The organism is Pandoraea thiooxydans, assembly GCF_001931675.1.
GTDB classification, from domain to species: domain Bacteria; phylum Pseudomonadota; class Gammaproteobacteria; order Burkholderiales; family Burkholderiaceae; genus Pandoraea; species Pandoraea thiooxydans.
Map to the genome: position 1 here is coordinate 13,558 of NZ_CP014839.1, position 19,201 is coordinate 32,758.

The following is a 19,201-nucleotide window of genomic DNA, read 5'->3' on the forward strand; positions in this document are numbered from 1 at the left end:
GGTGGCCTGTCGAGCATGACGCACGCGGTGGAAACGGAAATGCAGCACCGCACGGTTCTGCTGGATGAGGCCGTGGACGCCCTGCTATGGCGGCTCGATGGTGTGTATGTCGACGGCACGTTCGGCCGCGGTGGCCATAGCCGCAGGATTTTGAGTCGTCTCGGGCCGCAGGGGCGCTTGATTGCGTTCGACAAGGATCCGCAGGCGATTGCCGAGGCGAGCAAGATCGACGACCCGCGATTCGCGATCGTGCACGAGAGCTTCGCAGCAATGCGCGAGGTGCTCGCGCAGCTGGGCGTCACGGCGGTGGCCGGCGTGTTGCTGGATCTGGGTGTGTCGTCCCCGCAAGTGGATGACCCGGCGCGAGGCTTCAGTTTTCGGTTCGACGGGCCGCTCGATATGCGCATGGACCCGAGCCGTGGAGAGTCGGCCGCCGATTGGCTCGCCAGAGTGTCGCAGGACGAATTGACGGAGGTCATCAGGAATTATGGGGAAGAACGGTTTGCTGTTCAGATTGCAAAGGCGCTTATTGCTCGCCGGGCAGACGCCGACCGTCTTGGCCCACTCGTCAGCACGCGCGAGCTTGCCGAGATCGTGGCTGGTGCAGTCAAGACCCGCGAAAAGGGCCAGAATCCGGCCACACGCACCTTTCAGGCTATACGGATTCACGTCAATCAAGAGCTTGCGGAGTTGCCGTTAGCGCTTGAGACCGCATTGGATGTGCTGGAGCATGGAGGCAAGCTGGTGGTAATCAGCTTTCATTCGCTGGAGGACCGCATCGTCAAGCGCTTCATGCAGGCGCACGCGAAGCCGCCGGCGATCGATCGGCGCGTGCCGTTGCGAGCCATTGACATCCCTCGCCCCAAGATGATCCTGCGCGGGCGCGTCAAGCCGAGCGAGGCCGAGACCACAGCCAACCCGCGCGCGAGGTCGGCCATCATGCGCGTGGCGGAAAGGGCTGCGCCATGAGCCGCCTCAACATCCTGCTGCTTGCCATCCTGCTGCTGTGCGCCCTTTCGCTGGTCAATGCCCAGTATCGTGCCCGTACGCTTTTTATCGAGCTCGGGCGCGAGCAGGCGCTCGAATATCAGCTGGCGCAAGACTGGGATCGTCTCCAGTACGAGCAAAGCGCTCAAAGCAAGAGCGCGCGGATTGAGTCGGTGGCGCGCAATCAACTGCACATGATGCCGGCCAACCCTGGTCGAACCCAATATCTGAGCGGCTTGCCCGCCGTCATGCCGCCTGGCGGGAAAAGGGGCGGCCGATGAAGCGCAACGAATCGCAAAACGTCCAGTTCGCGACCAGCCCGGTACTCGCCGTGGCTGTGCCCGCTTGGCGTTCGCGATTGGTGATGTTTCTGGTCTTCGTGGTTTTCGCCGCGCTGCTGGTGCGCGCCTTCTGGATTCAAGGTCCCGGCAACGATTTTTATCAGAGGCAGGGGGAAAGCCGCTACAAGCGCACGCTCGAGCTGCCGGCGACGCGGGGCAAGATCTTCGATCGCAACGGACAGGTGCTTGCCACCAGTCTGCCGGTGCGCGCCGTTTGGGCTCTTCCAGAGGATGTGCCGCACGATGTGCCGGCCAGCAAGCTCGAGGAGTTGGCCAGATTGCTCGACATGAAGGGCGATGTGCTGCGCGGCAAGCTGCGCGCCGACCGGAATTTCGTCTACATCAAGCGCCAAGTGCTGCTGGACACGGCCGAGCAAGTCGCCGCGCTCGGAATCCCGGGAATATATCAGCGCAAGGAATATCGGCGCTTTTATCCCGAAGGCGAAACCGCGGCGCACATTATTGGCTTTACCAATGTCGAGGATGCCGGACAGGAGGGCGTCGAGTTGTCCCGGCAGGCCGACCTGGCGGGCGCCCCCGGTAGCCGCCAGGTGATCAAGGATCGCCTGGGGCGGATTGTGGAAGATGTCGGCGTGCTGGCCTCGCCCCGGGACGGCAGCGACATCGCGCTGTCGATCGACAGCAAAATTCAATTCCTTGCCTATCGGGAATTGAAAGACGCCGTCGAGCGTACCGGCGCCCGGGCGGGCAGCGCGATCGTTCTCGACACGCGCACCGGGGAAGTGCTGGCGCTGGCCAATTTGCCGACCTACAACCCCAATGATCGACTCAGGCTCACGGGCGCCCAACTGCGCAACCGCGCGTTGACCGATACCTTCGAGCCTGGTTCGATCATGAAGCCGTTCACCATCGGCCTGGCGCTCGAGCACCGGCGCGTCACGCCCGACACCATGATCGCAACGTCGCCGGGGCGCATCCGGCTCGATGGCGCGACCATCACCGACACGCGCAATCACGGAACGCTGAGCGTCGCCGGCGTGATTCAGAAGTCCAGCAACATTGGCACGTTGAAGATCGCATTGATGATGACGCCGCGCGAAATGTGGGAGATGTACACGCAAGCCGGCTTTGGACGGGCGCCGAACGTGGGCTTCCCGGGGGCGGTAGCCGGCCGGCTGCGCCCCCATCGCAGTTGGCGGCGCATCGAGCAGGCCACCATGAGCTATGGCTATGGAATGTCGGCGTCTTTGCTGCAATTGGCGCGCGCATACACCGTATTCGCCCACGATGGCGAACTGATCCCCGTTTCCATCTATAAAACCGATGGCGCGCCAGTTCGCGGCGAGCGCGTGTTCTCTGCGCAAACCGCGCGGCAAGTGCGCCAGATGCTGGAGATCGCAACTTTGCCGGGCGGCACCGCGACTCGGGCCCAAGTCGTCGGTTATCGCGTCGGCGGCAAGACGGGCACGGCATACAAGCAGTCGGGTAACGGTTATGACCGAACCAAATATCGCGCGTCGTTCGTCGGCCTGGCACCGATGTCCGCGCCGCGCATCGTCGTGGCGGTCATGCTGGACGAACCGTCGCGCGGTTCGCATTACGGCGGCATGGCCGCGGCACCGGTCTTCTCGAGCATTGCCGGCGGGGCGTTGCAGGCGCTGAACGTCGCCCCGGATGCGCCGATCCGCCAATTGGTGTTGAGCGACCCGACCACGGAGAGTGAGCCATGGCCGTCGACCCTATAGCGTTGAGCGCGCCGATGCGCGCGACGCTGACCAACGCATATGGCTGGCTCACCCGGCACTGCGGCGCCGATGCGCTATTGCAGGCGGACAGCCGTCGCATTCGGCCCGGCGACGTGTTTGTCGCCTACGCTGTCGAAGGTGCCGACAATCGGCCGTTCATCGCCGATGCCGTGGCGCGCGGTGCTGCCGCGGTGCTGTGGCAAAGCGACGCCTGGCACTGGCCCGTCGATGTGGCGGGCGTGGCGCATCTGGGCGTGACGCGGCTCGATGCGCTCGCCGGCGAGTTGGCTTCGCTCTGGTGCGGCGAGCCAAGCCGCCATATGCTGACGATCGGCACTACCGGAACCAATGGCAAGACGTCGGTCAGCCAGTGGCTGGCAAGGGTTCTGTCGGATGCTGGCCGGCCCTGCGCGATTATCGGCACCCTCGGCACCGGCTTGCCGGGGCACTTGCAGGCCACCGGATTCACCACGCCCGATGCCGTACAGCTGCAGCAAAACCTGCGCGATATGCAGGCGCTCGGCGCGCGTGCTGTTTCCATGGAAGTATCGTCGCACGGGTTGGCCCAGGGCCGGGTCAACGGCGTGGCGTTCGATATCGCTGTGTTTACCAATCTCACCCAGGATCATCTCGATTATCACGGCACGATGGCTGCCTACGAGGCTGCCAAGGCGCGGCTGTTCGCCTGGCCGGGTTTGCAATGCGCGGTAATCAATCGCGACGATGCCATGGGGCAGCGGCTGTTGACCAAACTGGCTGGCAAACTGCCGGTCATCGAATACGGGTTGGGTGCACCGGCTCCGTCGGCTCATGGCAACCGTGTCTTGAGCGCCGCCGACATACAGGCGACCGCTTCCGGCACGACGTTCCGGTTGCACGTCGAATCCGCTTCGACAGTCATGCACACGTCGCTGCTGGGTACCTTCAACATCAGCAATCTGCTGGCCGTGCTAGGTGCGGCGCTTGCCGCGGGCGTGCCGGTTGAGCAGGCGCTGCCTGCGCTGGCGAAACTCGAGCCGGTCGACGGCCGCATGCAGCAGTTGGGCGGCTCCGCCGGGGCGCCACTGGTCGTGGTGGATTACGCTCACACGCCGGATGCGCTCGAAAAAACGCTCGCCGCGCTGCGCCCGGTCGCGCGCGCGCGCGACGGGCAGTTGATTTGCGTATTCGGCTGCGGCGGCGACCGCGATGCGGCCAAGCGACCGCTCATGGGCGCTGCTGCCGAACGACTGGCCGATGCCGTGGTGCTCACCAGCGACAATCCGCGCAGCGAGTCGCCATCCGGCATCATCGCTCAGATCGCCGCCGGACTGAGCGCTCCCGAAAAAGTCCGCCAAATCGAGGATCGCGCCAGTGCGATCCTGCAGGCGATCCGGCAGGCCGCCCCGGCCGATGTCATACTGATCGCCGGCAAGGGGCATGAAAACACGCAGGAAATCATGGGCAAGAAGCGGCCGTTCTCCGATCAGGAGCACGCTCGCCTGGCGCTCGCAGCGCGCGCGACCTCGCGGGGAGGTGGCGAATGATGATGCGCCTGGGCGAGGCCGTTCAATACATGCGCAATAGCCAATGCGTTGGCGACGATCAAGTCGCTTGCGAGCGGATCGTCACTGATAGCCGTATCGTGCAGGCTGGCGATCTGTTCGTGGCGCTCAAGGGCGAACGCTTTGACGCGCACGATTTCCTGTCCGACGTGGCGCGCCAGGGTGCGGCCGCGGTCGTGGTCGAACGCCTCCCGCAAGGTCTCGCGCTGCCCGCCGCGCTGGTGAGCGATACGCGCGTTGCGCTGGGTGAGTTGGCCGCCGGATGGCGCCGTCGATTCGACCTGCCGGTCGTCGCGGTGACGGGCTCGAACGGCAAGACCACCGTCAAGGAAATGATTGCCGCGATTTTCGCGCGGGCCGTCGGTGACTCTCATCGTCTTGCGACCACCGGCAACTTCAACAATGACATCGGCGTGCCGCTGACGCTATTTCGCCTGAACGCCCGGCATCGGCTGGCGGTGCTCGAGCTGGGCATGAATCACCCGGGTGAAACCGCTTACCTGGCGGCCATTGCACAGCCGACCATCGCCCTGATCAATAACGCGCAGCGTGAGCATCAGGAGTTCATGGTAGACGTCGCCGCAGTCGCGCAAGAGCACCTTTCGGTCATTCTCGCACTGCCCGCCGACGGTACGGCGGTGTTTCCGGCCGACAGCGAGTTTGCCCCGCTGTGGCGAGCCGCTGCGGGACAACGCCGGATTTTCGACTTTGCGCTGGATGCGCCGGCCGTCGTCAGCGGCCGCTACGATGCGGCTACGCGCGCCTTGCATGCGGCGACTCCCGCTGGCGACATCGAACTGAATCTGCCGGTGCTCGGAGAGCACAACGCCCGCAACGCGCTCGCCGCCATCGCTTGTACGCTGGCCGCGGGTGTTGCGCCGGACGCCATCGTGTATGCCCTGTCCCGCTTTGGCGCCGTCAAGGGGCGGCTGCAGGTCACCGCGCTCACGCGCGGTGCGCTGGCTGGCGCGACACTCGTCGACGATACCTATAACGCGAATCCCGACTCCGTACGTGCCGCGATCGACGTGCTGGCCGCCATGCCGGGTCCGCGCGCGCTGATCCTTGGCGACATGGGGGAGGTCGGTGACCAGGGGCCCGCGTTTCATCGCGAAGCCGGTGCCTATGCCCACGCACGCGGCATCGACGTACTGCTGGCCACCGGTGAACTGGCACGCCATGCCTGCGAGGCGTTCGGTACGAGCGCCAGGCATTTCGCCGACGTCGGCGCGCTCAACGCATATATGCAAAGCGCGGCCGGGCCACTCGCGTCGATATTGGTGAAGGGTTCACGTTTCATGCGGATGGAGCGCGTTATCGGCGCGCTCGAAAATTCTTATGGCGCAATTGAACAACAAAAGGAATAGCTGAATGCTTTTGACCCTGGCGCAATGGCTGCACAGCGATGCAAGCTTCTTGCGTGTCTTCAATTACCTGACCTTTCGCGCGTTGATGGCCAACCTGACCGCGCTGGTGATCGGTCTGTCCTGCGGCCCGTGGGTCATCCGCAAACTGACGGCGATGAAGGTCGGCCAGGCCGTGCGCACCGACGGGCCGCAAACCCATTTGGTCAAATCCGGCACGCCGACCATGGGGGGCGTGCTCATCCTGATCGCAATCACCGTCTCGACGCTGTTGTGGGCCAACCTGAGCAACCGGTTCATCTGGATCGTGCTGCTGGTCACCATCGGCTTCGGCATCATCGGCTGGGTCGACGACTATCGCAAGGTCGTCTACAAGGACCCGCGCGGCATGTCTTCCCGCGAGAAATATTTCTGGCAATCGGTGATCGGCCTGTTTGCCGCGTTGTACCTTGCCTTCAGCGTCTCCGAAGCCAATAACCTCAAAGTGTTCGAGTTGTTCGTCAGTTGGGTGCGTAATGGCTTTCCGATGGGCCTGCCGTCCAAGGCCGATCTGTTGCTGCCGTTCCTGAAGTCGGTTCGCTACCCGTTGGGCGTGTTTGGTTTCATCGCCCTGACGTATTTCGTGATCGTCGGCTCCAGCAACGCTGTCAACCTCACCGACGGATTGGATGGACTGGTCATCATGCCGGTCGTGCTGGTGGGCGGCGCGTTGGGCATTTTTGCCTACGTCATGGGCAACGCGGTGTACTCGAAATATCTGCTGTTTCCACATATCCCGGGGGCGGGCGAGCTGCTGGTGTTCTGTTCAGCCATGGGTGGCGCCGGCCTGGCCTTTCTTTGGTACAACACGCACCCGGCTCAGGTCTTTATGGGCGATGTCGGCGCACTGGCCTTGGGCGGCGCACTGGGCACGGTGGCGGTCATCGTCCGGCAGGAAGTCGTGCTGTTCGTCATGGGCGGCGTGTTCGTGGTCGAAACCATGTCGGTCATGCTCCAGGTGGCCTGGTTCAAGTTCACCAAACGACGCTATGGCGAGGGGCGCCGCATCTTCAAGATGGCGCCGCTGCATCACCATTTCGAATTGTCCGGCTGGAAAGAAACCCAGGTCGTGGTGCGTTTTTGGATCATCACCCTGATGTTGGTGCTGGTGGGGCTGTCCACCCTGAAGTTGCGGTGAATCAGAGTTAATTGAGGAAGCGACGTGTTCAACGAGATGTTCGGCGATCAACCACAACCGCGTGTCCTGGTGCTGGGCCTGGGTGAGTCAGGCTTGGCGATGGCACGCTGGTGCGCGCGCTATGGTTGCCGCGTGCGGGTTGCCGACACGCGCGACGCTGGCGCGCTCGGCAATTTGCCGATTCTCGAGACGGAAGTGCCGCGAAGTGAGTTCGTCGGCGGCGCATTCGCCACCGCACTGCTCGACGATGTCCAGTTGATAGGAATCAGCCCGGGGTTGTCGCCCCGCGATCCGGCCGTGGCGGAATTGCTGGTCGCGGCAAAAGAGCGCCAAATTCCCGTTTGGGGCGAGATCGAATTCTTTGCCCAGGCGCTGCGCCACCTCGGCGCCGTCAGCGGCTATGCGCCAAAGTTGCTTGCCGTGACCGGCACCAACGGCAAAACCACCACCACCAGCCTGACCGGCAAGCTCTGCGCACGTGCCGGCAAGCGGGTCGCCGTGGCGGGCAATATCAGTCCCTCGGTGCTCGACAAGCTCAGCGAGTGCATCGCCGAGGCGACGCTGCCGGAGATCTGGGTCATCGAATTGTCGAGTTTCCAGCTCGAAACCGTGCACACGCTCGCCCCGGACGCTGCGACAGTCCTCAACATCACGCAGGATCATCTCGACTGGCATGGCGACATGGCAGCCTATGCCGCAGCCAAGGCACGAATTTTTGGCGCGCAGACCGTGCGCGTGCTCAATCGTGACGACACGCTGGTGGCCGCGATGGCCGTGCCCGACGCGACCGTCGTGACGTTCGGCGTCGGGTTGCCTGCGGTCGATGGCGACTTCGGCCTACAAATCGTCAACGGCATTTGCTGGCTGGTGCAGGCGGAGAACGCCGATGATGCACCCCCGGCGCGACGCCGCAAAGCCGAGCCGGCGCCGCCGGTCGAGCTGTCAATGAAGCGGTTGATGCCGGCCGATGCGCTGCACATTCGGGGCACCCACAACGCCACCAACGCGCTGGCCGCGCTTGCCCTGGCCCGCGCCATCGGTTTGCCAATGGCGCAGTTGCTGCACGGCCTGCGCGAGTACCAAGGCGAGCCCCATCGGGTAGAGCTGATCGCCACGCTCAACGACGTCGCTTATTTCGACGATAGCAAGGGCACCAACGTCGGGGCCACGGTTGCGGCCATCCGTGGCCTGGATCAGCGAGTCGTTCTGATTGCCGGCGGCGATGGCAAGGGGCAGGATTTCTCCCCGTTGGCCGCACCGGTGGCGCAAAGCGCGCGAGCCGTATTCCTGATCGGCCGTGACGCACCGGCGATCCGCGCGGCACTGGCCGATGCCGGCGTGCCCCTGCATGATTGCGCCACGCTCGAGGACGCAGTGCAAGCCGCCGCCAAAGTGGCGCAACCGGGCGACGCGGTGCTGTTGTCGCCGGCCTGCGCCAGTCTCGACATGTTCCGTAATTACGCACATCGGGCCGAGGTGTTTCACGACGCGGTGAGCGCGCTCGCTGCCCAGGCGGGGGTGATGCTATGAGCTGGTTCAAGGCGTTATCGAGCAAGAAACGGCAGGCCGGGTATGCCAGCGCCACGATCGGCAAAGCTCGCACCGGCACCGCCAGTGCGCTGGGCGGCATCAAGCTGACCCGCTCCAGGATGATGGAATACGATCAGCCGCTGCTGTGCGTTGTGATCGCGCTGTTGTCGCTTGGGCTCGTGATGGTCTACTCGGCGTCGATCGGCCTGTCCGATTCGCCGCAGGTCAGCTATTACAACACCTCTCATTTTCTGGTGCGCCACATCATTGCGTTGGTGGTGGCTTCGATCGCCTCCATCATTACGTTCAAGATACCCATCAAGGTACTGGACAAGCTGGCGCCAAAGATCCTGCTGCTGGCACTGTTCCTGTTGGTGATCGTGCTGATACCGCATATCGGCAAAGGGGTGAACGGCTCACGGCGCTGGATTCCGATCGGTGTGCTCAACCTGCAACCGTCTGAATTCATGAAGCTTGCCGTGACGCTCTATGCGGCCAATTACACCGTGCGCAAGCAGGACTTCATGCAGAGCTTTCGCAAAGGCTTTTTGCCGATGGGTGTTGCCGTGGCGTTCGTCGGCATGCTGCTGTTGCTCGAGCCTGACATGGGCGCGTTCATGGTGATTGCGGCAATTGCGATGGGCGTATTGTTTCTCGGCGGCGTCAACGGAAAGTTGTTTGCAGGCTTGACGCTAACGGCGGTAGCCACGTTTAGTGTGCTCGTCTGGGCCTCCCCCTGGCGGCGGGCGCGGATTTTTGCCTATCTCGATCCCTGGAGCGCGGATCACGCGCTGGGCAAGGCCTATCAATTGACCCATTCGCTGATTGCCTTCGGCCGTGGCGAATGGTTCGGTGTCGGACTCGGCGCCAGCGTCGAGAAATTGCACTATCTGCCGGAGGCGCATACCGACTTCATTCTCGCGGTAATCGGCGAAGAACTCGGTTTCGTCGGTGTTCTCACCGTGATCATCCTGTTCTACTGGCTGGTGCGCCGCACTTTCGACATCGGCCGCCAGGCGCTCGCGCTGGAGAGAACCTTCGCCGGCCTGCTGGCCAAAGGCATCGGCGTATGGTTCGCCGCGCAAACGTTCATCAACATGGGAGTGAATCTGGGTCTGCTGCCGACCAAGGGCCTGACGTTACCGTTCGTCAGCTATGGCGGCTCCGGGATTCTGCTCAACTGCATCGCCTTCGCCATGCTGATGCGTGTCGATTACGAAAATCGTGTGCTGATGCGCGGAGGGAAGGTATGACCGTAGCGCATCAGCACACGATTTCGGCGCAGGCTAACCTGGCGCGCGCAGCGTGGCAGGTTAAGCGCAGCGGCCGTAGCCAAAATCCCCAATTGATGCGCGGGGAAGATATGACCGCAGCGCATCAGCACACGATTTCGGCGCAGGCTAACCTGGCGCGCGCAGCGTGGCAGGTTAAGCGCAGCGGCCGTAGCCGAAATCCGCAATTGATGCGCGGGGAAGATATGACCGCAGCGCATCAGCACACGATTTCGGCGCAGGCTAACCTGACGCGCGCAGCGTGGCAGGTTAAGCGCAGCGGCCGTAGCCAAAATCCGCAATTGATGCGCGGGGAAGATATGACCGCAGCGCATCAGCACACGATTTCGGCGCAAGCTAACCTGACGCGCGCAGCGTGGCAGGTTAAGCGCAGCGGCCGTAGCCAAAATCCGCAATTGATGCGCGGGGAAGGTATGACCGTAGCGCATCGGCACTCGGTGTCGTTGGGAGGGCAGCCATGAGCGTGCACCGCACCGCTGTCCCGTCGACCTTGCCTGTCGGACCCGAGCGCACGCTGCTGATACTGGCTGGCGGCACGGGCGGGCATGTCTTCCCGGGGCTGGCGGTGGCGAATTTCCTGCGTGTGCAAGGCTGGAAGATCGTATGGCTGGGCAATCCGGCCGGCATGGAAGCCACTCTGGTGCCGAAATACGACATCCCGATGGAATTTGTGCGATTTGGCGGCGTGCGCGGCAAAGGTCTGCTGACGAAACTCTGGTTGCCGTTCAATTTGTTGCGGGCGTTCTGGCAAAGCCTGCGCGCGATCCGGCGGGTGCGGCCGAGCGTGGTGCTCGGCATGGGCGGGTATATCGCTTTTCCGGCGGGAATGATGGCGTCGCTGCTTGGCTATCCGTTGGTGCTTCACGAACAGAACTCGGTGGCCGGCATGGTCAATCGGATTCTGGCGAAGATCGCCGATTCGGTGCTTGTTGCCTTTCCAAACGCTTTGCCTCGTGCCGAGTGGGTGGGCAACCCGATTCGGGCCGATTTCGCCCGACTGCCGCCTCCGGAAGAACGCTATGGTGCACGCAGCGGGCCTCTGCGCCTGCTGGTGGTGGGCGGCAGTCTCGGCGCCGCGGCGCTCAACGAGATTGTCCCCAAGGCGCTGGCGATGCTGCCGCGCGACGCGCGCCCGCACGTGACGCATCAGGCGGGCGTCAAGCACATCGCCACATTGCAGGCGAACTACGCTGCCGCGGCAGTGTCGGTCGACGCGGTGCCGTTTATCGACGACATGGTGCAAGCCTATGCGGACGCAGATCTGGTGATCTGCCGGGCCGGCGCGATGACGGTGGCCGAAGTGGCCGCCACCGGCGTCGCCGCGCTGTTTGTGCCATTTCCGCAAGCCGTCGACGATCACCAAACGACCAATGGGGAATTTCTGGCCGGGCAGGGTGCTGCAGTGCTGATACAGCAGCGCGATTTGACGGCCCGGAAGTTGGCGGACTGGCTGGCCGGGCAAACGCGCGAGGGGTTGATGGCGATGGCGCAAAAGGCTCGCTCGCTGGCCAAACCCGACGCGGCCGAACAGGTCGCGCGCGTCTGCGTCGCGGTGGCGAGGGACTGACATGAAACATATCGTCAAAAATATTCACTTTGTCGGCATCGGCGGCGCGGGCATGAGCGGCATCGCCGAGGTGCTGCTCAATCTCGGCTATCGCGTAAGCGGCTCCGATCTCGGCAACAACGCGACGACGCAGCGGTTGGTGGCACTCGGCGCGCGAGTGATGCAAGGGCATGCGGCCGAAAACGTTCAAGGCGCGGATGCGATCGTGGTGTCTACCGCGATTGCCGCCGACAACCCGGAAGTTCTGGCGGGTCGCGCCAAGCGAATTCCGATCGTGCCGCGCGCGGTCATGCTCGCGGAACTGATGCGCCTGAAACAGGGGGTCGCCATTGCGGGCACCCACGGCAAGACGACCACCACGAGCCTGGTCGCCAGCGTGCTGGCGCAGGGCGGACTCGATCCCACGTTTGTCATCGGCGGGCGCCTGAACAGTGCCGGTGCCAACGCCAAGCTCGGTACCGGTGACTTTATCGTGGTCGAGGCGGATGAGTCGGATGCCTCGTTCCTCAATCTGTTTCCCGTGATCGAAGTCATCACCAACATCGATGCCGATCACATGGACACCTATGGCCACGACTTCGCCCGGCTCAAACAGTCGTTCATCGCCTTTACGCAACGTCTGCCGTTCTATGGCATCGCGGTGCTCTGCATCGACGACGCCAACGTGCGCGAAATTCTGCCGTTCGTCTCCAAGCCGATCATCCGATACGGCTTCGCCGAGGACGCTCAAGTGCGGGCTGTCGACGTGCGAGCGGTAGGCGGGCGCATGGAGTTCACTGTCCTGCGTCACTTCAATCTGAACGGCAACGGACAGTACCCGCCGCTCGACATCGTGCTGAACCTGCCGGGTCGCCATAACGTGCAGAACGCGCTGGCCGCGATTGCGATCGCGACGGAACTGGAGGTGCCGGACGAGGCGATTCGCACGGCGCTGGCCGAATTCAACGGCGTCGGGCGGCGCTTCCAGCGCTATGGCGAACTTGAGTTGCCCAAGAGCAGCGGCGGCGGGTACGCGACGCTGGTCGACGATTACGGGCATCACCCGGTCGAAATGGAGGCAACCCTGGCGGCCGCGCGCGGCGCATTTCCCGACCGGCGCCTGCTGCTGGCATTTCAGCCGCATCGCTATACGCGCACACGTGATTGCTTCGAGGATTTCGTGCGCGTGCTGTCGAGCGTCGACGCCCTGATTCTGGCAGAGGTGTACGCCGCGGGGGAGACGCCGATCGTGGCCGCCGACGGCCGGGCGCTGGCTCGCGCGATACGGGTCGCCGGCAAGGTCGAACCGGTGTTTGTCGAGGATGTTGCGGCATTGCCCGACGCCATACTTTCCACGGCGCGCAATGGCGACGTGGTGATTACGATGGGTGCCGGCTCGATCGGCCTGGTGCCCGCCAAATTGATTGAGCAGCAGGGAGTTTGAAGTGAGCGCATTCGATCCAAAGCGATTCGGCAAAGTGGGCGTCCTGATGGGCGGGCGCTCGGCCGAGCGTGAGATCTCGTTGATATCCGGAAAAGGGGTGTTGGACGCGTTGCGCTCGCGCGGCGTGGACGCTCACGAATTCGATACCGGCACGCGCAGTCTGGCCGAATTGGCAGCCCAGAAATTCGATCGGGTATTCATCGCGCTGCATGGCCGCTTCGGTGAAGACGGCACGATGCAAGGCGCGTTGGAACATCTGGGAGTGCCCTACACGGGCAGCGGCGTGCTGGCGTCGGCGTTGGCGATGGACAAGGAAATGACCAAGCGGATCTGGCTGCACGAAGGCCTGTCGACGCCTCGCTTCGTCATGCTCAAGGCCGACAGCGACTGGCAGGCGGTCGGGCGTGATCTGGGTTTCCCGCTGATCGTCAAACCGTCGCGCGAAGGCTCGACCATTGGCCTGACCAAGGTCACGGACGTTTCGCAATTGCCGGCGGCATATGAGAAGGCGGCGCGCCTGGACGGCGATGTACTGGCCGAGGAGTTCATCGACGGCGACGAATTGACCGTGCCGGTGCTTGGCATCGGCACGCGCGGGGCGGGCGCAGCGCGTGCCCTGCCGGTGATTCGCATCGTCGCGCCCGATGCCAATTACGACTACCAGAACAAGTACTTTACCGACGAGACCCGCTACGAGTGCCCACCCGCGTTGCCAGTCTCGCTCCAGGAGGAAGTGCAGCGGCTGGTGCTGCGCGCCTACCTTGTGCTGGGGTGCCGTGGATGGGGGCGTGCCGATGTGATGCTGCGCAAGCGCGACAACAAACCCTATTTACTGGAGATCAACACATCACCCGGCATGACCGGGCATTCGCTGGTGCCGATGTCGGCACGAGCAACCGGCCTGAGCTATGAGGATCTCGTGCTGGAAATATTGAGTACCGCAACCCTGGATCTGCATCCCACCGACCAGTGGAAACCGGAATAAAGAAAGGAACCCGAAGTCGCTATGTGGCACAACGTCCGCTTGCTCAACATGCTCGCCAATACGCTGATTGCGTTGAGCATGCTGGCTGCGCTCGCGGTAGGCGCGCGCTGGCTGATGCAAAGGCCGATGTTTGCGCTGCGCGCGGTAGTGATCGATGGCAATGCCGATCACATCAACGCGGCAACTGTTCGGGCCGATGCGGTGTCGCAACTGCGCGGCAACTTTTTTACGATCGATTTGGATGCCGCGCAGCGGGCGTTCGAAACGGTGCCATGGGTGCGTCACGCAAGCGTGCGGCGCGTCTGGCCCAACCAGCTTGCGGTGAGCTTCCAGGAATACCAGCCGCTGGCGACGTGGGGCGATGGCCAACTGGTGAGTGTGGACGGCGAACTGTTCGCGGCCAATCTGGCCGAAGCGGAGGAGCACGGCAAGCTGCCAGAGTTCTCCGGGCCGCCGGGCAGCGAAAAGGAAGTGACGTCGCGTTATTACGATTTCGTCAAATGGTTCGCGCCGCTCCACATGAAGCCCGAGTCAGTGACCTTGTCGGCGCGGTACGCGTGGTCGCTGCGGTTGTCGGGCGGCATGCAGGTGCGCCTGGGGCGGGAGCGTGGCGACAACACGCTGGCGCTGCGTTGCCAGCGGCTGGTCGAAGCGTATCCGCAGGTGGCCGCACGTTGGGGAAATCAGATCGAGTACGTCGATTTGCGTTACCCCAACGGGTTCGCGATTCGCGCCGCCGGAATGCAGTTTTTGAATGACAAATCAGCGCAGCAGCAGAGTAATTGAGACTTCGGGACGTACACACGCTATGAGCAAAGATTACAAGGATTTGTTGGTGGCCCTGGACATTGGCACGACGAAGATCGTGGCGGTGGTCGCCGAACTTCAGGCTGAAGGGCACTACGAGGTCATCGGTCTTGGACAGAGCGAATCCAAGGGGTTGAAAAAAGGCGTGGTCGTCAATATCGAGGCGACCGTGCAATCGATCCAGCGGGCGCTCGAAGAAGCCGAATTGATGGCCGACTGCAAGATTACCAATGTGTTTACCGGAATCGCCGGCAGCCACATCCGCAGCTTCAATTCGAGCGGCATGGTGGCGATCAAGGACAAGGAGGTCACGCAGCCCGACGTGGCTCGCGTCATCGAGACCGCCAAGGCCATCAATATCCCGACCGACCAGCAAGTGCTGCACATCCTGACCCAGGAATTCATCATCGACGGCCAGGAGGACGTGCGTGAGCCGATCGGCATGAGCGGCATTCGTCTCGAAGTCAAAGTGCATATCGTGACCGGCGCTGTGTCGGCCGCACAGAACATCGTCAAGTGCGTGCGCCGTTGCGGTCTGGAAGTCAACGACCTGGTGCTGCAGCCGCTGGCATCGAGCATGGCGGTGCTGACCGAGGACGAAAAGGAACTCGGCGTCGTGCTGATCGACATCGGCGGCGGCACCACCGATATCGCCATTTTTGGCGAAGGCGCGATTCGGCATACCGCGGTGATACCGATCGCCGGCGACCAGATCACCAGCGATATCGCGATGGCCGTGCGCACACCGACGCCCGACGCCGAAGACATCAAGATCCAGCACGGCATCGCCAAGCAGGCGTTGGCCGATCCGGACGAAATGATCGAAGTGCCGGGATTGGGCGAGCGTGGGCCGCGCACACTGTCGCGGCAAGCCCTGGCGGCGGTGATCGAGCCGCGCGTCGAGGAGCTCTTTTCGCTCGTTCAACAGGTCGTGCGCGAATCCGGCTATGAAGAGTTGCTGTCCTCCGGCGTGGTGCTCACCGGCGGCGCGGCGATGATGCCCGGCATGGTCGAGCTGGGAGAAGACATTTTCCTGAAGCCGGTGCGCGTCGGCGTGCCGGAGTATTCCGGCGGTCTGGCCGACGTCGTGCGCAGCCCGCGCTATGCGACTGCCATGGGGCTGCTGCTGGAGGCACGCTCGCAGCGCATGCGCGGACGCAAGGTGTCAGTGCAGTCCGGCAATGCGAAGCAGGTCTGGCAGCGGATGCGGGACTGGTTTTTCAGCAATTTTTGAGTGTTTTTTGTGGAGCGTAGAGAGAGCAACGAGGTTTGCGGCGTAATGCCCGACGCCATAGAGCTTCGATGAGGTATCTACATTTTTTTACTGGAGGCAGTATGGACTTCGAGATGTTGGAAACTGAAACCAACGGCACCGTGATCAAGGTGGTGGGTGTTGGTGGCGCTGGCGGCAATGCCGTTCAGCATATGATCAACCGCGGCGTGCAAGGCGTGGAGTTCATCGCGATGAACACTGACGCGCAGGCGCTGGGCCGCTCCAAGGCGGAGATCTGCATTCAGCTGGGTAAAACCGGCCTGGGTGCGGGCGCCAAACCCGAAATGGGCCGCGCTGCAGCCGAAGAGGCGCGCGAGCGCGTGGCCGACGCGCTGCGTGGCGCGCACATGGTGTTCATCACCGCAGGCATGGGTGGCGGCACCGGCACCGGCGCCGCGCCGGTCGTGGCTCAGGTCGCCAAGGAGATGGGTATCCTGACCGTCGGGGTGGTTTCCAAGCCGTTCGAATTCGAGGGCGGCAAGCGGATGCGTGTGGCCGAGACCGGTGCGCAGGACCTGGAGAACAGTGTCGACTCCCTGATCGTGGTTTTGAACGATCGCCTGTTCGACGTGATGGGCGACGACGCGGAAATGGACAAGTGCTTCCAGTGCGCCGACGACGTGTTGCATAACGCGGTAGCCGGCATCGCTGAGATCATCAATGTCGACGGGTTGGTCAACGTCGACTTTGAAGATGTGAAGACGGTGATGGGCGAGCAAGGCAAGGCCATGATGGGGACCGCCACCGTTGCTGGTGTCGATCGTGCCCGCCTGGCGGCCGAGCAGGCCGTGGCCAGCCCGCTGCTCGAAGGCGTCGATCTGTCCGGTGCGCGCGGCGTGCTGGTCAATATCACCGCTTCGCGTTCGCTGCGTCTGTCCGAAACGCGTGAAGTCATGAACACCATCAAGAGCTATGCGGCCGAAGATGCCACCGTGATCTTCGGTACCGTGTACGACGACAAGATGGGTGACGCGCTGCGTGTGACCGTGGTGGCGACCGGGTTGGGCCGTGCGGCTTCGAAAAAGGCGGCCGCACCGATGACGCTGCTCAAAACCGGTACCGACAATATGCCGGTTGCGGCGCACCATGGCACTACCTACGGCGGCAGCACGACCGATTACGGCGCGCTGGATACCCCGGCGGTGTGGCGTAGTTCGCGCGAAACGGCGTCGGCACATGTGGCGGCGTTGCAGGACAAAGGGGTCGATACTTACGACATCCCGGCGTTTCTGCGCAAGCAGGCGGACTGATCCAGCTGCGCGTTGGAGGGCGCTCGCGCGCCATCTGACGGAATGAAGTCGAGTCGGCACCCAGAATGTGCCGTGGCTGAACTGTCTTCGGCAACGCTTGCCAGCAATGAAGCGGTAGCGCTGAAGAGCGGAGCAGTCGGATTTGCCTATCGCCGTGTCGGTGACCTTGGTTTGCCGTAAGACCAGGCAAGCTGTCTCACCGGGGAGTCGTCCGCAATGCGCCGGGTACGCAGTGCGGTTTGGCGGTGCTGGGCAGGGCTCGTATTCGTGACGTCATGGGCCGGCGTCAGCCTTGTAATGTTGTGTCCGGATGCCCGCAGTGCCGGGGCGTGGTGCATAGCATGATGACCAGCAGCAGCGACATGCCTCCGTCGTTGCTGCTGGTGCACCGTCCCCAGGATTTGCCTCGGGACGGCGTCAACTTATCGTTACATACGTTGCTTTTGGTAAACCACAACTTGACAAGGATTCTGATATAATCCTATCTATCATACTCAAATAATAATAGTTTTAATTAATCGAATGTTGAAGCAGCGCACCATTAAATCTATCGCCAAGACGGTCGGCATCGGTTTGCACTCTGGACGCAAAGTGCAGTTGACCTTGCGTCCGGCAGCGCCGGACACCGGCATCGTGTTTTGCCGCACCGATTTGCCCGAGCCCGTGGAGATCCCGGCAATGGCATCCGCGGTGGGCGACACGCGCCTGGCGTCGGTGTTGCAGAAGGATGGCGCGCGCGTCTCGACGGTGGAGCATCTGATGTCGGCCTGCGCCGGTCTTGGCATCGATAATCTCTACGTCGATGTCACGGCGGAAGAAATTCCGATCATGGATGGCAGTGCCGCTACATTCGTATTTTTGATTCAGTCCGCTGGTATCGAAGAGCAGAATGCGCTCAAGAAATTCCTTCGCGTGACCAAGCCGGTCGAAGTGCGAGACGGGGACAAATTTGCCCGGTTCGACCCGTATGCCGGCTTCAAACTCAAATTCACCATCGATTTCCGCCACCCCGCCGTCGACCGCACGGGGCAGGAGCTGGAAATTGATTTTGCGAACACTTCCTACGTCAAGGAAATCGCGCGCGCACGCACCTTCGGCTTTGCCCATGAGGTGGAGATGCTGCGCGAGTTGGGTCTGGCGCGCGGTGGCAGCATGGACAACGCCATCGTGCTGGACGAATACCGCATCCTGAACAACGATGGACTGCGCTACGACGACGAATTCGTCAAACATAAGATGCTCGACGCGATTGGCGACCTTTACGTGGTTGGGCATCCGTTGCTGGCCTCTTATACGGCATACAAGTCAGGGCACGCGCTCAACAATGCGTTGCTCCGCGAGTTGCTCGCACGGCAGGCCTACGAGACGGTAACGTTCGAGCTCAAGGATGCGCCGCGCGGCTTTCTGTTCGAGCCTCAATCGGCCTTCGCCTGAACTCGCTGTCTGTCCGGTGCCGCTACTTGCGGTGGCCCGTGGGCGAGTGGTGGGTAACGAGTTTGTCCAGCGCATCGCGTAGTGGCGAGGCTGGTAGCGTATCTCGCAACGCCCGCAAACTGCTCAACCCCTGCCGGCTCAAATGCGCCTCCTTGACGGGCTTGGCCGGCTCCTCGATTTTCTTCAGGCTGACTCGAATGCGCACTGCCTCGAGTTGCCAGCCCTTCTGACGCAGCCGATCCAAAAGGCTTGGCGCCTGTTGCCGCAGGCGGGCCGCCAGCGCGTTATGAGCGACGAGCAAAACCACGGTCCCTTCCCGCGGCGGAACGACGGTCACATTGGCCGCCAGCGCTGGCGGCAGGAGCCGCCGCAAATCCCGTTCGAGTTGCGCCAGTTGCCGTGCCGTCGCCATCAATGAGCCCGCCGCTTCTGTTTGGGAGAGCAGGTCGGACAGTGGGCGAGCCCGGGAGCGGGAAGATTTCATGAGGCGCGGTGGATAGCATTGACCTCGTATTGTAGCG

At 62.9% G+C, this 19,201-nt stretch carries 17 protein-coding genes; 16 read left to right on the top strand and 1 reads right to left on the bottom strand.

Annotated features, from left to right (window positions below; all coding sequences use genetic code 11):
- Positions 1 to 15: 15 nt before the first annotated feature.
- The 16 genes from rsmH to lpxC all read left to right on the top strand — a co-directional run bounded on the left by rsmH (position 16) and on the right by lpxC (position 18,680).
- A complete protein-coding gene (rsmH, locus tag PATSB16_RS00065) occupies positions 16 to 969 on the top strand; it encodes a 16S rRNA (cytosine(1402)-N(4))-methyltransferase RsmH (protein ID WP_047215861.1) in 954 nt (317 codons plus the stop codon).
- On the top strand, positions 966 to 1,268 hold the full coding sequence (gene ftsL, locus PATSB16_RS00070) for a cell division protein FtsL (protein ID WP_047215862.1): 303 nt from the start codon (positions 966 to 968) through the stop codon (positions 1,266 to 1,268). Before rsmH ends, ftsL begins: the two co-directional genes overlap by 4 nt.
- The gene (locus PATSB16_RS00075; RefSeq protein WP_047215863.1) at positions 1,265 to 3,034 is read left to right on the top strand and encodes a peptidoglycan D,D-transpeptidase FtsI family protein; all 1,770 of its coding nucleotides are present in this window, start codon (positions 1,265 to 1,267) and stop codon (positions 3,032 to 3,034) included. Before ftsL ends, PATSB16_RS00075 begins: the two co-directional genes overlap by 4 nt.
- Entirely contained in the window at positions 3,016 to 4,560 is a 1,545-nt protein-coding gene (locus PATSB16_RS00080) for a UDP-N-acetylmuramoyl-L-alanyl-D-glutamate--2,6-diaminopimelate ligase (RefSeq protein ID WP_083566624.1), read from the top strand. Before PATSB16_RS00075 ends, PATSB16_RS00080 begins: the two co-directional genes overlap by 19 nt.
- Positions 4,557 to 5,945: a UDP-N-acetylmuramoyl-tripeptide--D-alanyl-D-alanine ligase gene (locus tag PATSB16_RS00085; protein WP_047215864.1), complete on the top strand. Its 1,389-nt coding sequence runs from the start codon at positions 4,557 to 4,559 to the stop codon at positions 5,943 to 5,945. The genes PATSB16_RS00080 and PATSB16_RS00085 overlap by 4 nt, the downstream gene beginning before the upstream one ends.
- A gap of 4 nt (positions 5,946 to 5,949) precedes the next feature.
- A complete protein-coding gene (mraY, locus tag PATSB16_RS00090; protein ID WP_047215865.1) occupies positions 5,950 to 7,119 on the top strand; it encodes a phospho-N-acetylmuramoyl-pentapeptide-transferase in 1,170 nt (389 codons plus the stop codon).
- A 36-nt stretch (positions 7,120 to 7,155) separates the two neighbouring features.
- A complete protein-coding gene (gene murD / locus PATSB16_RS00095) occupies positions 7,156 to 8,649 on the top strand; it encodes a UDP-N-acetylmuramoyl-L-alanine--D-glutamate ligase (protein ID WP_047216808.1) in 1,494 nt (497 codons plus the stop codon).
- Positions 8,646 to 9,902 carry a putative lipid II flippase FtsW gene (gene ftsW / locus PATSB16_RS00100; protein WP_047215866.1) on the top strand — a complete coding sequence of 419 codons (1,257 nt, stop codon included), beginning with the start codon at positions 8,646 to 8,648 and terminating at the stop codon, positions 9,900 to 9,902. Before murD ends, ftsW begins: the two co-directional genes overlap by 4 nt.
- On the top strand, positions 9,899 to 10,402 hold the full coding sequence (locus PATSB16_RS00105; RefSeq protein WP_047215867.1) for a hypothetical protein: 504 nt from the start codon (positions 9,899 to 9,901) through the stop codon (positions 10,400 to 10,402). Before ftsW ends, PATSB16_RS00105 begins: the two co-directional genes overlap by 4 nt.
- A complete protein-coding gene (gene murG, locus PATSB16_RS00110; protein WP_047215868.1) occupies positions 10,399 to 11,508 on the top strand; it encodes an undecaprenyldiphospho-muramoylpentapeptide beta-N-acetylglucosaminyltransferase in 1,110 nt (369 codons plus the stop codon). The genes PATSB16_RS00105 and murG overlap by 4 nt, the downstream gene beginning before the upstream one ends.
- 1 nt (position 11,509) lies before the next feature.
- Positions 11,510 to 12,931: a UDP-N-acetylmuramate--L-alanine ligase gene (gene murC, locus PATSB16_RS00115; protein ID WP_047215869.1), complete on the top strand. Its 1,422-nt coding sequence runs from the start codon at positions 11,510 to 11,512 to the stop codon at positions 12,929 to 12,931.
- 1 nt (position 12,932) lies between these two features.
- Positions 12,933 to 13,916 carry a D-alanine--D-alanine ligase gene (locus PATSB16_RS00120; protein WP_083566625.1) on the top strand — a complete coding sequence of 328 codons (984 nt, stop codon included), beginning with the start codon at positions 12,933 to 12,935 and terminating at the stop codon, positions 13,914 to 13,916.
- A 21-nt stretch (positions 13,917 to 13,937) separates the two neighbouring features.
- On the top strand, positions 13,938 to 14,702 hold the full coding sequence (locus PATSB16_RS00125; RefSeq protein WP_047215870.1) for a cell division protein FtsQ/DivIB: 765 nt from the start codon (positions 13,938 to 13,940) through the stop codon (positions 14,700 to 14,702).
- Between the two features lie 22 nt (positions 14,703 to 14,724).
- The gene (gene ftsA, locus PATSB16_RS00130) at positions 14,725 to 15,957 is read left to right on the top strand and encodes a cell division protein FtsA (protein ID WP_047215871.1); all 1,233 of its coding nucleotides are present in this window, start codon (positions 14,725 to 14,727) and stop codon (positions 15,955 to 15,957) included.
- A 101-nt stretch (positions 15,958 to 16,058) separates the two neighbouring features.
- Complete coding sequence (gene ftsZ, locus PATSB16_RS00135) at positions 16,059 to 17,246, top strand: cell division protein FtsZ (RefSeq protein WP_047215872.1); 1,188 nt, start codon at positions 16,059 to 16,061, stop codon at positions 17,244 to 17,246.
- A 522-nt stretch (positions 17,247 to 17,768) separates the two neighbouring features.
- Complete coding sequence (lpxC, locus tag PATSB16_RS00140) at positions 17,769 to 18,680, top strand: UDP-3-O-acyl-N-acetylglucosamine deacetylase (RefSeq protein ID WP_047215873.1); 912 nt, start codon at positions 17,769 to 17,771, stop codon at positions 18,678 to 18,680.
- 22 nt (positions 18,681 to 18,702) lie between these two features.
- On the opposite strand, the gene PATSB16_RS00145 is transcribed toward lpxC, so the two are convergent.
- The gene (locus PATSB16_RS00145; protein ID WP_047215874.1) at positions 18,703 to 19,164 is read right to left on the bottom strand and encodes a DciA family protein; all 462 of its coding nucleotides are present in this window, start codon (positions 19,162 to 19,164) and stop codon (positions 18,703 to 18,705) included.
- Positions 19,165 to 19,201: the final 37 nt, after the last annotated feature.

What these genes read in the sequence shown, in the direction of transcription:
- rsmH (WP_047215861.1), top strand. Translation starts at nt 16, where the DNA reads ATGACGCACGCGGTGGAAACGGAAATGCAGCACCGCACGGTTCTGCTG.
- ftsL (WP_047215862.1), top strand. Translation starts at nt 966, where the DNA reads ATGAGCCGCCTCAACATCCTGCTGCTTGCCATCCTGCTGCTGTGCGCC.
- PATSB16_RS00075 (WP_047215863.1), top strand. Translation starts at nt 1,265, where the DNA reads ATGAAGCGCAACGAATCGCAAAACGTCCAGTTCGCGACCAGCCCGGTA.
- PATSB16_RS00080 (WP_083566624.1), top strand. Translation starts at nt 3,016, where the DNA reads ATGGCCGTCGACCCTATAGCGTTGAGCGCGCCGATGCGCGCGACGCTG.
- PATSB16_RS00085 (WP_047215864.1), top strand. Translation starts at nt 4,557, where the DNA reads ATGATGATGCGCCTGGGCGAGGCCGTTCAATACATGCGCAATAGCCAA.
- mraY (WP_047215865.1), top strand. Translation starts at nt 5,950, where the DNA reads ATGCTTTTGACCCTGGCGCAATGGCTGCACAGCGATGCAAGCTTCTTG.
- murD (WP_047216808.1), top strand. Translation starts at nt 7,156, where the DNA reads ATGTTCGGCGATCAACCACAACCGCGTGTCCTGGTGCTGGGCCTGGGT.
- ftsW (WP_047215866.1), top strand. Translation starts at nt 8,646, where the DNA reads ATGAGCTGGTTCAAGGCGTTATCGAGCAAGAAACGGCAGGCCGGGTAT.
- PATSB16_RS00105 (WP_047215867.1), top strand. Translation starts at nt 9,899, where the DNA reads ATGACCGTAGCGCATCAGCACACGATTTCGGCGCAGGCTAACCTGGCG.
- murG (WP_047215868.1), top strand. Translation starts at nt 10,399, where the DNA reads ATGAGCGTGCACCGCACCGCTGTCCCGTCGACCTTGCCTGTCGGACCC.
- murC (WP_047215869.1), top strand. Translation starts at nt 11,510, where the DNA reads ATGAAACATATCGTCAAAAATATTCACTTTGTCGGCATCGGCGGCGCG.
- PATSB16_RS00125 (WP_047215870.1), top strand. Translation starts at nt 13,938, where the DNA reads ATGTGGCACAACGTCCGCTTGCTCAACATGCTCGCCAATACGCTGATT.
- ftsA (WP_047215871.1), top strand. Translation starts at nt 14,725, where the DNA reads ATGAGCAAAGATTACAAGGATTTGTTGGTGGCCCTGGACATTGGCACG.
- ftsZ (WP_047215872.1), top strand. Translation starts at nt 16,059, where the DNA reads ATGGACTTCGAGATGTTGGAAACTGAAACCAACGGCACCGTGATCAAG.
- lpxC (WP_047215873.1), top strand. Translation starts at nt 17,769, where the DNA reads ATGTTGAAGCAGCGCACCATTAAATCTATCGCCAAGACGGTCGGCATC.
- PATSB16_RS00145 (WP_047215874.1), bottom strand. Translation starts at nt 19,164, where the DNA reads ATGAAATCTTCCCGCTCCCGGGCTCGCCCACTGTCCGACCTGCTCTCC.